The sequence below is a fragment of the Streptomyces neyagawaensis genome (assembly GCF_023516595.1).
Classification (GTDB): domain Bacteria; phylum Actinomycetota; class Actinomycetes; order Streptomycetales; family Streptomycetaceae; genus Streptomyces; species Streptomyces neyagawaensis.
This window is the reverse complement of record NZ_JAMGBG010000025.1, coordinates 64,379-77,820: the sequence shown is the minus strand read 5'-3', so window position 1 is coordinate 77,820 and position 13,442 is coordinate 64,379. Positions and strand designations below refer to the sequence as shown.

Sequence of the window (13,442 nt, the reverse complement as noted above, 5' to 3'; positions counted from 1 at the left end):
GGTCAGCCCTTGACCGAGCCCTGGAGCAGCGCCTTGACGAAGTGGCGTTGCAGGAAGAGGAACACGAGGATCGTGGGGGCCATGATCAGCAGGGCGCCGGCGTTCAGCAGCACCTGGTCGGTGGCGTACTTGGTGGTGAACGCCTGTAGCGCGCCGGCCATCGTCCGCTTGTCGGGGTCGTCGATCAGCACCAGGGCCAGCAGGAACTGGTTCCAGGTGGAGAGGAACATCAGCAGCGAGAGGGAGGCGATCGCGGGGCGGGCGAGGGGGAGGTGGATGTGGAGCAGGGCTCGCCACGGTCCGGCGCCGTCCATGCTCGCCGCCTCGGACAGCTCCTTCGGTACGCCCGCGAAGTGCGCCCGCATCCAGAACACCGCGAACGGCATGTTCATCCCGATGAGCGGAAGGATCAGTGCCCACTGGGTGCCCAACAGGCCCATGGCCCTGGTCTGTTCGTAGAGCGGGACGATGACGATCTCGTACGGCAGTGTCAGCGTCATCACCAGGATGATGTAGAAGACGCGGCCGAGGGGAATCTCCAGGACCGCGATCGCGTACGCGGCCATCGTGGAGATCAGGACCGCCACGGGTACGACGCCGAGCACGATGAGGGTGCTGGACTTCAGCAGGGTCGTGATGTTGGCGACATTCCAGGCGTCGACGAAGTTGTGCCAGTGCGGATCGGAGGGCCAGCTCAGGCCCGAGGGGAAGGTTCCCTGGGGTGCGAGGGCCGCACTGACCATGCTCAGCAGGGGGACGACCGAGTAGAGCGCGGCGGCCGTGATGAGGATGAGTCCGGGGGCACGTCGGCGCAGAGCCCGTGCGGTCTGCGTGCGTTCGGGCATGGTCACTTCTCCCGGAACAGGCGCTGGAGCGGTACGACGACGGCGATCACGACCAGGGCGAGGACGACTGCGAGGGCGGAGGCCGCGCCGAGGCGGGCGTCGTTGAAGGCCAGGTTGTAGACGGCGACGCCGGGAACCATGGTCTGGGTGCCGGGGCCGCCCTGGGTGGAGAGGTAGACGACGTCGAAGCTGGCGAGGGCGGCGATGATCGTGATGGTGACGCAAACGCCGATCTCGTTGCGCAGACCGGGGAGGGTGACGGCCCGGAACTGGCGGATCGGTCCGGCGCCGTCGATGCGGGCGGCCTCGTACAGGCTGCCGTCGATCTTGCCGATGCCGGAGAGCAGCAGCATCGTGCACAGACCGGTGGACAGCCAGGTGCCGATGAAGCCCACGGCGGTCAGGGCCCAGGTGAAGTCCGCCAGCCAGGGGCGGGCGACGTCGTCGAGGCCGACGGCACGCAGGAGCTGGTTGATCACGCCGTTGTCGGAGTACATCCAGGTCCAGGCGACGCCCGCCGCTGCTCCCGGGATGATCTGCGGGAGGAAGAGGAGCGTGCGGGCCAGGGCTCCGGTGAAGCGGCCCTCCAGCTGCCTCAGGACGGAGGCGGTGATCAGGGCGATGGTCACCGGCAGGACGGTGAAGAAGAGGATCAGGTAGAAGGCGTGGAGCAGGGTGGTGAACTGCTCGGAGTCGGTGAAGACCGCCGTGTAGTTCTCCAGGCCCACCCAGGTGGAGGCACCGACACCGTCCCAGTCGTAGAACGAGTACTGGATCGACAACAGGACGGGGTAGAAGTTGAAGACGCCGTAGAAGGCGAGGGCGGGGAGGGCGAAGAGCCAGCCGGCCCACCGCCTCGCCCGGAGCCGGCGGCGGCCCCGGACGGCGACGGCGCCCACCTTGGTCGGTCGGGTCGAGGACATGATGCTCAGCTGCTCTTGAGGGCGTCGGCGTAGGCGGTCTGGAGCGTCTTGACCATCGCGGCGGGCTCGACCTTGCCGGAGACCAGGAGCTGGAGCTGCTGGGTCAGCTTGGTGCCGACGGCCGGGGCGGAGTTCTGCAGCCAGCTGTCGAAGCCGTTGTCGGCGGCGATGGCCGCGTAACCGGTCTGGATCTGCTCGGTCAGCGTGCCGGAGAGGGAGGGCTCGGCCGCGTCCGACGCGCCGGAGGTCAGGGCGGCGTATCCGTTGTCGACGGCGACTTCCGCGGCCTTGGGGGTGGTGAGGAAGTCGAGGAACAGCGCGGCGGCGTCCTTGTTCTTCGAGCGGGCGGCGATGGAGAAGGCGAGCGTGTTGCTGGTCATGCCCGCGTACTTGCCGCCCTTCTCGGCGGGCGGCATCGGGAAGGCGCCGTACTCGCCCTTGAAGTTCTGGTCGAGGGTCTGGGTGATCCAGCTGCCCTGGAAGAAGAACAGGCCCTTGCCACCGGTGAACTTGCCGTACGACGCTTCCTGGTTGAGGGCGTTGACGTCGGACGTGAAGTACCCCGCCTTGATCCACTTCTGGAGCGTCTTGGTGGCCTTGACAGCCTCCGGGGTGTCCAGGCTCGCGCCCGGCTTGTGGTGGACGAGGTCGCTGAGCGACTGGGCGCCCATGTAGTCGCCGAGCAGCAGGTTGTAGAGGTGGCCGATCAGACCGTCCTGGTTGGAGGCGACGATCGGGGTGACGCCGGACTTCTTCGCCTTGGCCATCACGTCTTCGAGCTCGGAGATCGAGGAGGGCACGGTCTTCATGCCGACCTTGTTCGCCAGCTCCTTGTTGTAGAAGACGCCGACGAGAGGGCCGGCGGAGCCGCCCGCCTGGTACAGCGGCCCGGAGCCGATCACGCCGTCGGACACCCGGCCCGGGGCGAGGGCAGACGCCGGGACCTTCTCACTCCAGCCGTACGCCTCGTCGTAGGCGTTGAGGTTGGTGAGCAGGTTGTCCTTCACGCCTCCGAGGAGGTCGTAAGGCTGGACGATGTCCGGCGTGGAATCGGAAGCGAGAAGCCGCGGCAGCACGGTGTTGTAGTTGTTGTCCGCCTCGACCCGCAGCTTGACCTTGATCTTCGGATACTGGGCCATGAAGGCGTCCGCCAGGCCCTGCTCGTACTTCTCCAGACCGGCCGCGGAGAACAGCGTCAGGGTCGCGGACTTGTCGGCGACGGCCGTGTTCACGGCGGTCGGGGTCGCGTCCGCCGAGCCGGAGTCCGAGTCCGAGCCGGGGGCGCCGCACGCGGCCAGGGTGGCCAGCGCGGACGCGGCGGCCACGGCTGCCAGCGGGGTGCGCGGACGGCGGCGGGCGGTTCTGACGGGGGAGGTGGGGTGCTGCTGCTTGGGCATGATGCCTCCTCGCATCCATGCGGCTGCCGCTCCACATCGATGGTCGGCAGACAGAGGGTCGGCGCGCTTCCCCTGACTGGACCGCTGGATGCGTTGAGCAGGTTTCGGAAGCGTTTCCGTTGCCGAAAGATTGAGCGGATCAACCCGACCTGTCAAGTAACGAAAGTGCAACATACGTGTGACATGCGGTAATGATCAGATGTCCGTGCGAGATGGCCTTCGATGCCACCCGCGACATCGGAAGCCCTTTCAAAAATCTCGGAAGCGTTTCCGAAAGCTTCGGAAGTGGGTTAGCCTTCCCGCATGACGCAGAGCTCCCAGAAGATCAACATGGCGGACGTGGCCCGTGCCGCCGGCGTCTCGATGGCCACCGCCTCACGCGCGCTCAACAACGACTACGGCGTATCCGAGGCCACCCGCCGCCGCGTCCTCGCGGTCGCCGAGGAGCTCTCCTACGTCGTCTCTCCCGAGGCGTCCCGCCTGGCCGGCGGCGACACCGGCCGCGTCGCGGTGGTCGTACCGCACATCTCCCGCTGGTTCTTCGCGGCACTGCTGGAGGGCCTGGAGTCAGTCCTGCGGGCCGCCGACCTGGACGTTCTCCTGTACCACGTCGACGGCATCGAAGACCGGCATGACTTCTTCCACCGGCTGCCGGCGAGGCGAAAGGTCGACGCGGTAGTCGTGTTGGCCTTTCCGGTCGGTGAGGAGGAGCAGCGGCGCCTTGAGCTGATGGGCGTGACGGTCATCGCTGCGGGCGGTCAGCACGCGCCCTACCCGAACGTCTCCATCGACGACGAGACCGCAGGCCGCCAGGCCATGGACCACCTGCTCTTCCTGGGCCACCGCCGTATCGCCATGATCGCCGCGGTCGACCCCGACCAGCCGGACGAGGTGCAGCCGTCGGGCCGCTCGAACGCGTACTACGCCGCTCTGCGCGACGCGGGCGTACCGATCGACGAACGCCTTGTCGTCACCGTCGACTGGGGCGGCGCCCAGGGTGCCGACGCCATGGCCAAGCTGCTCAGCCAGCCCGAGCCGCCCACCGCCGTGTACGCCCACTCCGACGAAGTCGCCCTCGGCGCGATCCGCACCCTGCGTCGCGCTGGCCTGCGCATCCCCGAGGACATGTCCGTCATCGGCATTGACGACCATCCCGTCGCGGAACTTTCCGATCTCACGACCGTCCGCCAGCCCGTCAGGGAGCAAGGCGAACTCGCCGGACGCATGCTCCTGAGCATTCTCGGCGGCGAAGACACTGACCACGACGTTCTCGTTCCCACCCAACTCGTTATCCGGGGAAGCACAGCGCCACCGAGGGCGTGACCGCGACGCGGTGGAAGGGGAATCCGCTGCCCTTGGTTCTGGAGCCTGTCTCTCAGCTGGGGCGACGGCTGTTGCGGCAGTCGAGCGGTTCCAATAATCCGTCGGCCGTGGGTTCGAGTCCCACCCGCCCCACCACTCGCTACGCGAGCAGACACCAGTGACCAGCGGAAACGTCAAGGCCCTCGCTCCTGCGGGGCTTTCTTGCGTCCTTCGAGATTGCTTGCTCGCCCGATGCTCACCCGAAGTGGGAACCCGCCACGTTCACGGTTCAGCCGCCCGGTTCGGGCGCGGCCTGGTGGGCGCAGAAGGCGAGAGGGCCTCCGGCTGTGTGCCAGGGGCCGTCCCGCGCATGGGCAGTTACTGTCGCGGTTACGGTGATCGGCCGGCGCTGAGCCGCCGAAGAACGTCCGACGTGTCGACGTCGACGACCTGACCGCCCTCGTTGCGGCACTCGGCGTAAGCCCGAACACCCTGCTGCTCCCCCACCAGGGTCCGGAGCTACGACCGGTCGCCAGCCAGCTGGGCGTGTGCGCTTCGAGGACTCCGGAGGCGGCGGGGCGCCTGTCGGGTCGCCGTGACGAACCATTTCGGCGGCGGGCTGTCAGGAGCCCCGTGCCGGGGGCCTGCGCCCACCGTGCTGGCGCAGAGGTTGATCGGGTCGGGGTGGGTGCGGATCTCTCTGTCGTCGCTGAGGGGAAGCGTGGTGTACGGCGGCTCGCTGGGCGCGGGCGGCGCCGGTGCGGGCAGCGTCGTCGCGCCCGGAGATGCGGGCGCCGCCGCGGACGGTTCGCCTGGGGTGCTGGTCCCGGGGCGGTCCTGGCATCCGTGTCCGCTGTCGCCCTTGTGGTCATCTTCGGTGACGTCGGCCGGGCGGGGAGGCGCGAGATGAGCGCCGGAGGGGCGCCGTCATTCCCTCGGGCCCGCTGTCCCGGGTTCGACTCCGACGTGGAGGCGCTGGAGCTCGCGGCGGGCGTGGGGTCAGGTCGCGTCGGCCTGGGTCTCGATGATGCGGATGAGCAGGACGGCGAGCCAGCACAGGACGACGTGGGCCCGGGTGCGTACTTCGAGCCGGTGGTAGACCGGCCCCAGTTCGATGATCTGCTTCATGTCGTGCCGGCCGCGCTCGACTTCGAGGAGTTGCTTGTAGCCGAGTGCGATGTCCTCGGCGCTCAGGTGGGGGTCTGGGCAGCGCAGGAGGTACTTGCCGCCGAGGTTCGACTCTCCCTTGACCTTGGCGGTGTCGATGCGGAGCTTTCCGGCTGGGGTGGTGCGCAGGTAGCGGTTCAGGCCGGGCTTGCCGGCGATCTTCCCGCGCAGTATGCCCCGCTTGAAGTCGCTGAGCTTGTCCGAATCGTCGATCAGTTCCTCGAGTTGGCAGACGAGTTGCTCGCGCATGTGCTGGTCGCGCCCGGCGGCCTCGGGGTTGTGGCAGATCACCAACCGCTCCGTCTCGCTGATCCGCACCTCCTTGACGCGCATGTTCTCGGTGATCGAGCCATGCCCAGGCCAGCGCATGTGAATTCGGAACATCGAGTCTCTAGGCACTTTCGCGCTACGGAGCGACCTCCGCTCCGTTGACCTGCACTTTCACTCCCGCAGGGCCTCCAGAACCAGCGAATTACGTCGGACCCGGTGCTGTGTCGGTCGTGACGTCCGTGCGGTGCTCGGCGGGTGTGCTCGGCTCTGGGTCCTGGGCGTTGTTGTCCGTGCCGGGGAGCGTGAATCATGTGCCAGACTCAGCGAGGAGCCGTGGCGCTGCCTGGCCGGTGTTGGCGTAGTGGGCAGCAGCGCTGCCCGCGACAAAGAAGTGCTGCCACCGCCCCGCCTATGTAGTGCGCGAGGTGCCGTCTACGCCGTACGGCTCTGGATCCTTCGTATTCGTAGGAGGTGAGCGACGGTGTGCTCACCGCGATCCGACTACGCCGAGCGTGCGCCCGCACTGGTCGATCAGCACCGCATGAGATGGTCCTCCCGGCCCCCGGCCCCCGGCCCCCGGCCCCGGTGCCAGCGCCGTGCCCGTGCCCGTGCCGTGCCCGTGCGGTGCCGAGTTCGTGCGCGCGGAGCGGCGCGGAGTGTCACAGGGCGGCGGGCGCTCGGTGTTCCACGTACCAGGCGTACGCTTCGGCGATCCCCTCCCGCAGGCCGATACGCGGGGCCCATCCCAGAGTGGTGATCCGGGAGACGTCAAGGACTTTGCGTGGGGTGCCGTCCGGCTGGGCCGCGTCCCACTCGATGGCCCCCTGGTAGCCGACGACCTCTGCCACCAGTTCGGCGGCCTCCCGGATCGTCAGGTCCGTGCCGGTGCCGACATTCACCGATCCGTCCGCGTCGTAGTGCTCCAGCAGGTACAGGCATGCCCGAGCCAGATCATCCACGTGCAGGAACTCCCGGCGAGGTGTTCCGGTACCCCAGTTCACCACTCGCCGTGCCCCTGCCGTTCGGGCCTCGTGGAAGCGCCGGATCAGTGATGCCAGGACATGGGAGTGCTCGGGATGAAAGTTGTCGCCGGGGCCGTAAAGGTTGGTCGGCATGGCGGAAATCCAGGGGAGACCGTGCTGCCGCCGCACCGCCTGCACGTGCAGGAGCCCGGCGATCTTGGCGATGGCGTAGGCGTCGTTGGTCGGCTCCAGTGCACCGGTCAGCAGCGCCTCCTCTCGAATGGGCTGGTCGGCGAATTTCGGATAGACGCAGCTGGAGCCCAGGAACAGCAGCCGCTCCACCCCCTGTTCCAGGGCCGCGTCCAGCACGTTGACCTGGATACGCAGGTTGTCGGAGAGGAACTCCGTGGGACGGGTGGCATTCGCTTTGATCCCGCCCACCCGTGCGGCGGCCAGCACCACCACGTCCGGCCGGGTGGCAGCGAACCAGTCGAGGACGGCACGGCGCTCGCGCAGGTCCAGTTGGGCGGAGCCGGGTCCGACCACGTCGGTGAAGCCCTCCCGCTCCAGATGCCGGCGCACCGCGGAACCGACGAGTCCACGGCTTCCGGCCACGAATACGCGCGCGGAGCGGTCGAGGGGGCGGTGAGCGTACCCGCACGGTGCTGAGGCGGGGGAGCTCACCGCTGAGCGCTCCGGTCCGCGGTCATGGAGTGAGGCTCGCCGTCGAGTGCCTCCTGCGTCCCCGTGGCCTGGGCATCCTGCTCTCCGCCCGGAGTCGGCACGGCCGGAGCACCACCGACGGGCGCCATCTGCCTGCCGCCGCGTCGTTTGGAGAACCGGCCGGCCGTCCGGTGCTGCGGCCGATATTCGTACGCATAGCCATACGTGGTGCCGTCCTCCTTCGATGACGTCATGTTCAGGACCGTGCCGAGCAGGGAAGCACCGACCTGCTGCAGTGTGCGAAGGGCTGCGCCGACCTGGTCGCGGCTGGTGCGTGAAGCCCGCACCACCAGCAGGTAGCCGTCCACGACGGTGGCGATCACGGACGCGTCCGCCACCGGCAGCACCGGCGCGGTGTCCACCACGACATGGTCGAACTTCTCGGCGAGGCCGCGCAGCACGGCCCTCAACTGGTCGCTGCCCAGCAGCTCGGTGGGATTGGGCGGCACCGAGCCACTGGTCAGCACCGAGAAGGAGCCCACGGACTGCAGCACCTGGTGCACCTCGGCCTGGCCGATCAGCACGGTGGTCAACCCGGCGTCCCGCACCAGCCCCAGGACACGGGCTGTGGAAGGCCGGCGCAGGTCGGCGTCGACCAGGCACACCGAGGCACCGGTCTCGGCCAGCGCCGCGGCCAGGTTGATCGCGACACTGGTCTTTCCCTCACGAGGCAGCGGGCTGGTTACCGCGATCACCTTCGGCGGCTGGTCCACGTCCACGAACCGCAGACTGGTGCGCAGCCGCCGGAAGCCCTCGGCGCGCAGTCCGTGCAAGTCGTCGAGCAATGCCACGGGATGGCGGGCGGCCCGCGGGTCGTGCGCGACGCTCCCGAGCACGGGAGGGCCGCCGAACCCGGCCAGGAGCTCGGTGAGACTCTGAAGACTGCGTACCGAGCGATCCATCGACTCCCTGGCCACGGCGAAACCGGCCCCGAGGGCCAGCCCGGCCATGAGCCCGATGGCGAGGTTCACCGCCGGGCGCGGGGAAAAGGGAGCGGAGGGCACGGAGGCCGGTTGGGTGATGCTCAGCCGCACCGGGGACGTCCTCGCGTCCTCCGGGCGCTCAAGGCCGCGGACCACCTCGGCGAAGCGCTTGGCCACAGCGTTGCTGATGCGGGCAGCCCGCTCCGGCCGGGTGTCCGTGACGGTGAGCCGGAGCAGCACCGTGTCGGGCTGCGTGGTCGCGCTGATGCGACGGCTCAGTTGATGCGGCGTCATGTCGAGATCCAGGGCCTCCACGACGTGCCGGGACACCAGAGGACTCGCCGCCACCTCCGCGTACGACCGGACCCGAGCCTGGGTGAAGACATTTCCTTGTGCGAGCTGGAGGGTGTCGGACCCCTCCCGCACGGACACGAAGAGCTTCGCGGTGGCCCGGTACTCGGGGTTCGCCGTGTAGGTGATGAGCGCGCCGACCGCCGTTCCGAGCAAGGCCAGCACGGTGATGGCACGCCAGCGGCGAGAGAGGACTCGTAGGTAGTCGCGCAGGTCCAAGACGTCCGTCCCTGATCGGATCAAGTGAGTGCCGCCTCACCGTACGACACCAATCGATAAATGAGCGGTATATGCCCTGATACAGGCAAAGATAGTAATGATCACCATCCGGGCGAATTGGTGGGTTCGGCTGGTGCGCGAAGCGTGATCCGCTCATCTGCGTCACCCCTCGGCAAGGAGTGCAAGTGACTGTCAAGAAAGCGCTCATCACCGGCATCACCGGCCAGGATGGCTCCTACCTCGCGGAGCTGCTGCTGCAGAAGGGCTATGAGGTGCACGGAATCGTCCGTCGCGCCTCGACCTTCAACACGCAACGCATCGACCACCTCTACCGGGACCCACACGATCCCGAGGCGCGCCTCTTCCTGCACTACGGCGATTTGACGGACGGAACCAGGATGGCGGGGCTGCTGGAACGGCTACAGCCGGACGAGGTCTACCATCTGGCCGCCCAGTCGCATGTACGGGTGTCCTTCGACGAACCCGAGTACACGGGTGACTGCACTGCGCTCGGAACGACGCGGTTGCTGGAGGCCATCAGGACGACGGGCCTTCCCTGCCGCTTCTACCAGGCCTCCAGCTCGGAGATGTTCGGCGCATCCCCGCCGCCTCAGCACGAGGACACGCCCTTCCACCCTCGCTCTCCCTACGGTGTCTCCAAGGTCTACGCCTACTGGGCGACCCGCAACTACCGTGAGGCGTACGGGATGTACGCGGTCAACGGCATCCTGTTCAACCACGAGTCCCCTCGCCGCGGCCCCACCTTCGTCACACGCAAGGTGGCCATGGCGGCCGCACGCATCAAGGCGGGCCTGCAGGACGTCGTCTACCTCGGCAATCTCGACGCCCGACGGGACTGGGGGTACGCGGCCGAGTACGTCGAGGCGATGTGGCTGATGCTGCAACAGGCGCAACCGGATGACTATGTGGTCGCCACCGGCGCCAGCCACAGCGTGCGCGACTTCGTCGAACACTGCTTCGCCCATGTCGGTCTCGACTGGCAGGACCACGTGCGGTTCGACGAGCGCTATCTGAGGCCCACCGAGGTCGACGACCTGGTCGGTGATGCCACGAAAGCCGAGCGGGTCCTCGGATGGCGCCCGACAGTCCGCGCCCCTGAGCTGGCCCGTCTCATGGTCGATGCCGAAATCGCGGCGCATGAACCTGCGCCTTCAGCGCTGGACACCCTGCCCGCGCCCGCCCCGATGCTGCGGATGGAAAGGCTCTGCCACGACGCGCCCGCCCCCGGTACTGCCGGAGAGAGGAACCTCGTGTGACCGGCATCGCTACATCGAGACGCGGGCAGCGAGGAAGCAGCATGCTCAGGACGAGGATCGCCGCCCCCTCAAGACCCGGATCCTTCGCCCACTCGGCTCGTGCCAAACGCTGGCACGAACTGCTGCGTTGCTTTCCCGACCTGGCCGAGATGCGCGTTCGCGTCTCCCGCAACCGGGATGGCGCCGGGCTCTGCCTGACGGGCGGTGTGCGGGTCGAGATTCACCGTCACCACACCCGCCGGCCGGACGGGTGCGCTGCGCCCACTTGTCGGCTGAGCGATTCGACCTCGGTTACTCGAACTCCGTCCTTGAACACGTCGGCGGCCACTACCGGCGGCAGTAGTACGCCGACACCGTGCACGCCCACGGAACCCACCACTGGGTACAGACGCCCCACCAGCACCAGTACTTCCCTGTTGAACCCCACTGGCTGTTCCCCGGGCTCCACTGGCTCCCGTTCCGGGTTCGCGTCGCAGTCTCTCAGCACTGGCCGCATGGGCGCATCCCTCGCTCCGGACGCGCCCAGGCCATCCGCGACGTTCAGGAAGTCGAACTTCTGTCGGTGACCGAGATGCGGTCCTACTTCTCCGCCTCCCACATCTGGATCGAACGCTTCGCAGGGCTCCCCAAACCGCTGGTCGCGAGGAAGTGACGGCCCTCCCCGTCGTTCGTCACCCCGGCGTATCCCGCGTCCGGGACGTTGCCAGAAAGGAAATGGTCCCGCTGTGAGCCCCTCCCGATGAGCAGCACTTTGCTCGCTGTGTGCCTGTTGCGCCGAGAACTGGAGACCGTACCTCCGATGTCAGACCGTTGGGGCAGCCAGAAAGCCCATCTCCAATACGTCAGGGCGGTGTATCGACTCCTTGCGGCCGTCGTCTTCGCCTGTCGGATCACGCTCTGCAGTGCACATCGCAGACACGTGACGAAATGGATGTGCTCCATGCTTCCGGGGTACCTGCTCCGGAAGCACTCCCCGTGGATCGCTTTCGATGCCATCGAGTATCTGGAGACGCAGCCACTCGAAGGCCGGAAGGTCTTCGAGTACGGCAGCGGTGGGTCCACGCTCTACTGGACGAGCCGGGGCGCCGAGTGTGTGAGCGTCGAACACGACAGTGCGTGGCACGGTACCCTCACGGCGCGCCTGCCCGCCACGGCTGAGGTCGACTACCGGCTGGTCCCCCCCGGGCCTCTGGAGAACCCGGCCGCCCCTGGGGATCCATCCGACCCGGAGGCGTACCTCTCGTCGGACAGGAACCACCGCGGGAGCAGCTTCCGTACGTATGCCTCGGCAATCGACGGCTTCCCACCGGACCACTTCGATCTCGTGATGGTTGACGGCCGGGCACGGCCCTCCTGCATCCGGCACGCCATGGCACGACTCAAGCCCGGTGGCATGCTGATCGTCGACAACTCCGATCGCCCCCATTACGCCAGAGCACTCGGCGAGTTGAAGGACTGCTCAAGGATGCCTTTCCGGGGAGTGGTTCCCCAATTCGTTGGACTCGGGCAGACGGACATCTTCATTAAAGGTGAAGGGTGAACCCGGCCAGCAGACAGTCGGTCAGAGGATTCTCCTGGGAAATCGGCGGAATGGCTGCAGGTTTGCTCCTGCAGCTGGGTTACGCCGCCTACACTGGGCGGCACGTCAGTCCGGCGGACTTCGGCTCCTATGCCGTGGCGCTCAGCCTCTCGTTCCCCGTGAGTGCTGTCACCCATGGCCTTGCCCAATTGACGCTCACCTCGCAGCGTTCCGTCAGGATCCACCCTCTCTCCACCGTCCGACTGCCGCTGGTGAGCGGCCTGCTTCTGTTCGCCGTCTCCCAGGCTCTGGCGCCCTTCTGGGCGCGGTTGTTCGATGCTCCGCACCTGCTCGAACTGCTGCGATGCCTGGCTTTCCACGGCCTGCTGTCCCCGTTCGCCGTGGTGTGCACGACACTCCTGCGCACCAGGCGGGAGAACCGGGCTGCGGCGTTGCTCGAACTCGGGGGACAGGCCCTCGGCCTGGTCGCCGGAGCGGCACTCCTGACCGCCGGGTGGAATCCCATGGGCCTGGCGGCGATGTGGCCGGTCGCCAATGTGGTTCCGGCAGTCGGCGGCGCTCTGCTGCTGCGGTCAACAGCGGCGCCGGAGGACGCGGAACTCCCGGCGAACACCCGTGACAGCCCTCCGAACAGGGAACTCCGCGATTGCCTGCAGTACGCGATTGTCCATGTGCTCACTGTCTGTCTCGCCATCTGGGCAGCATCCTGGGCACTCGGCGCGGTCGGCACAGGGCATTACTCACGGGCGTACTACTTCGCTGCCATGCTGGCGGGCGTACTGAATTCCGCGATCGTCCGCATCGCCGTGCCGGACCTCACTCGCGCCGAGGAAGACGGCAGCAGCTTCGACAGGGTGCTCCTTGACATGTTGTGCCTGGCCTCTGCGCTCGGTGCGCTCTTCCTGGGAATGTGCGGTGCCTTAGGACCTGTCGTCCTGCCCCTGTTGCTCGGTTCTAGCTGGGAGATCTCGGGATCCATGGTTCCCTGGTTCATGCCCGGGTTCGCCACGCTACTCCTGTGCATGGTCGGCTACGGCGCCGACCGGGTGCGGAACATGATGCCTTGGGTGTTCTGCGTCCAGCGGGTGGTGGCCGCAGCGGTGGCTCTCGTGGTGGCGGTCTCGGTCGCCCTGCGCAGCCCGCAGTTGCTGGCACTGTCCACGGCGTTCGCCACCGCCGCAGGGCATGTCATCCAGCTGCGGCGGTGGCACCGGGACCGAGTGGTGAATGTTCCGCGACTGCTCCACGCGTACGCAGTGCACCTGGGCATAGGGCTGATCGTCTTCCTGGCCGGATCGATGGGAGGCCTTCTGGTCGATGGCCCAGCCGCCATGGCGGCGGTTCTGTGTGCGATCCTGCCCGTGCTGCTCGCCGCCTGGGTGTGCCGCTCGTTCATCCCCGCGCTGCAGACCTCAACGGCCCGTGGGCCGCTGGGCCGCGCCCCCTCGAAGGCCGGGTTCGCGGCGTCCGTTGTATCGGGGACCGCTCCGCGACCGGAGGCTACCGGTCGCGGCAAGCAGAGCGAACGGCACCTCTGATGTCG

General features: G+C 67.8%; 9 protein-coding genes, 1 tRNA gene and 1 pseudogene. 5 read left to right on the top strand and 6 right to left on the bottom strand.

Annotated features, from left to right (window positions below):
• Nucleotides 1–2 precede the first annotated feature (2 nt).
• From M8J73_RS13005 to M8J73_RS12995, 3 genes are read right to left on the bottom strand one after another with little or no spacing between them, the layout of a single operon-like run.
• Complete coding sequence (locus M8J73_RS13005; protein ID WP_055538620.1) at nucleotides 3–845, bottom strand: carbohydrate ABC transporter permease; 843 nt, start codon at nucleotides 843–845, stop codon at nucleotides 3–5.
• Between the two features lie 2 nt (nucleotides 846–847).
• Nucleotides 848–1,768, bottom strand: coding sequence for a carbohydrate ABC transporter permease (locus M8J73_RS13000; protein WP_055538619.1), 921 nt, complete (start codon nucleotides 1,766–1,768; stop codon nucleotides 848–850).
• 5 nt (nucleotides 1,769–1,773) lie between these two features.
• The gene (locus M8J73_RS12995; RefSeq protein WP_055538618.1) at nucleotides 1,774–3,165 is read right to left on the bottom strand and encodes an ABC transporter substrate-binding protein; all 1,392 of its coding nucleotides are present in this window, start codon (nucleotides 3,163–3,165) and stop codon (nucleotides 1,774–1,776) included.
• Nucleotides 3,166–3,468: 303 nt separating this feature from the next.
• Here M8J73_RS12995 and M8J73_RS12990 point away from each other — a divergent pair, with 303 nt between their 5' ends.
• Together M8J73_RS12990 and M8J73_RS12985 are read left to right on the top strand one after the other, a co-directional pair.
• Entirely contained in the window at nucleotides 3,469–4,488 is a 1,020-nt protein-coding gene (locus tag M8J73_RS12990) for a LacI family DNA-binding transcriptional regulator (RefSeq protein ID WP_055538617.1), read from the top strand.
• Nucleotides 4,489–4,546: 58 nt separating this feature from the next.
• Nucleotides 4,547–4,623 (top strand) — tRNA-OTHER (locus M8J73_RS12985).
• Nucleotides 4,624–5,406: 783 nt separating this feature from the next.
• On the opposite strand, the pseudogene M8J73_RS12980 reads toward M8J73_RS12985, so the two are convergent.
• The 3 genes and pseudogenes from M8J73_RS12980 to M8J73_RS12970 all read right to left on the bottom strand — a co-directional run.
• A pseudogene (locus M8J73_RS12980) lies at nucleotides 5,407–6,033 on the bottom strand (IS1634 family transposase); the annotation flags it as partial.
• Between the two features lie 530 nt (nucleotides 6,034–6,563).
• Nucleotides 6,564–7,550, bottom strand: coding sequence for a GDP-L-fucose synthase family protein (locus tag M8J73_RS12975; protein ID WP_249828626.1), 987 nt, complete (start codon nucleotides 7,548–7,550; stop codon nucleotides 6,564–6,566).
• Nucleotides 7,547–9,082: a tyrosine-protein kinase domain-containing protein gene (locus tag M8J73_RS12970; RefSeq protein ID WP_249828625.1), complete on the bottom strand. Its 1,536-nt coding sequence runs from the start codon at nucleotides 9,080–9,082 to the stop codon at nucleotides 7,547–7,549. The genes M8J73_RS12975 and M8J73_RS12970 overlap by 4 nt, the downstream gene beginning before the upstream one ends.
• A gap of 185 nt (nucleotides 9,083–9,267) precedes the next feature.
• On the opposite strand from M8J73_RS12970, the gene gmd reads away from it, so the two are divergent.
• From gmd to M8J73_RS12955, 3 genes are all read left to right on the top strand, one after another.
• Nucleotides 9,268–10,359 (top strand): GDP-mannose 4,6-dehydratase, encoded by a 1,092-nt coding sequence (gene gmd / locus M8J73_RS12965; RefSeq protein WP_249828624.1) that lies wholly within the window; start codon nucleotides 9,268–9,270, stop codon nucleotides 10,357–10,359.
• Nucleotides 10,360–11,299: 940 nt separating this feature from the next.
• A complete protein-coding gene (locus tag M8J73_RS12960) occupies nucleotides 11,300–11,899 on the top strand; it encodes an O-methyltransferase (RefSeq protein ID WP_157873139.1) in 600 nt (199 codons plus the stop codon).
• Nucleotides 11,896–13,437: an oligosaccharide flippase family protein gene (locus M8J73_RS12955; RefSeq protein WP_249828623.1), complete on the top strand. Its 1,542-nt coding sequence runs from the start codon at nucleotides 11,896–11,898 to the stop codon at nucleotides 13,435–13,437. Before M8J73_RS12960 ends, M8J73_RS12955 begins: the two co-directional genes overlap by 4 nt.
• Nucleotides 13,438–13,442: the final 5 nt, after the last annotated feature.

Bases quoted from the DNA above. Each gene is read 5' to 3' on its own strand.
- M8J73_RS13005 (WP_055538620.1), bottom strand. From the start codon at position 845: ATGCCCGAACGCACGCAGACCGCACGGGCTCTGCGCCGACGTGCCCCC.
- M8J73_RS13000 (WP_055538619.1), bottom strand. From the start codon at position 1,768: ATGTCCTCGACCCGACCGACCAAGGTGGGCGCCGTCGCCGTCCGGGGC.
- M8J73_RS12995 (WP_055538618.1), bottom strand. From the start codon at position 3,165: ATGCCCAAGCAGCAGCACCCCACCTCCCCCGTCAGAACCGCCCGCCGC.
- M8J73_RS12990 (WP_055538617.1), top strand. From the start codon at position 3,469: ATGACGCAGAGCTCCCAGAAGATCAACATGGCGGACGTGGCCCGTGCC.
- M8J73_RS12960 (WP_157873139.1), top strand. From the start codon at position 11,300: ATGCTTCCGGGGTACCTGCTCCGGAAGCACTCCCCGTGGATCGCTTTC.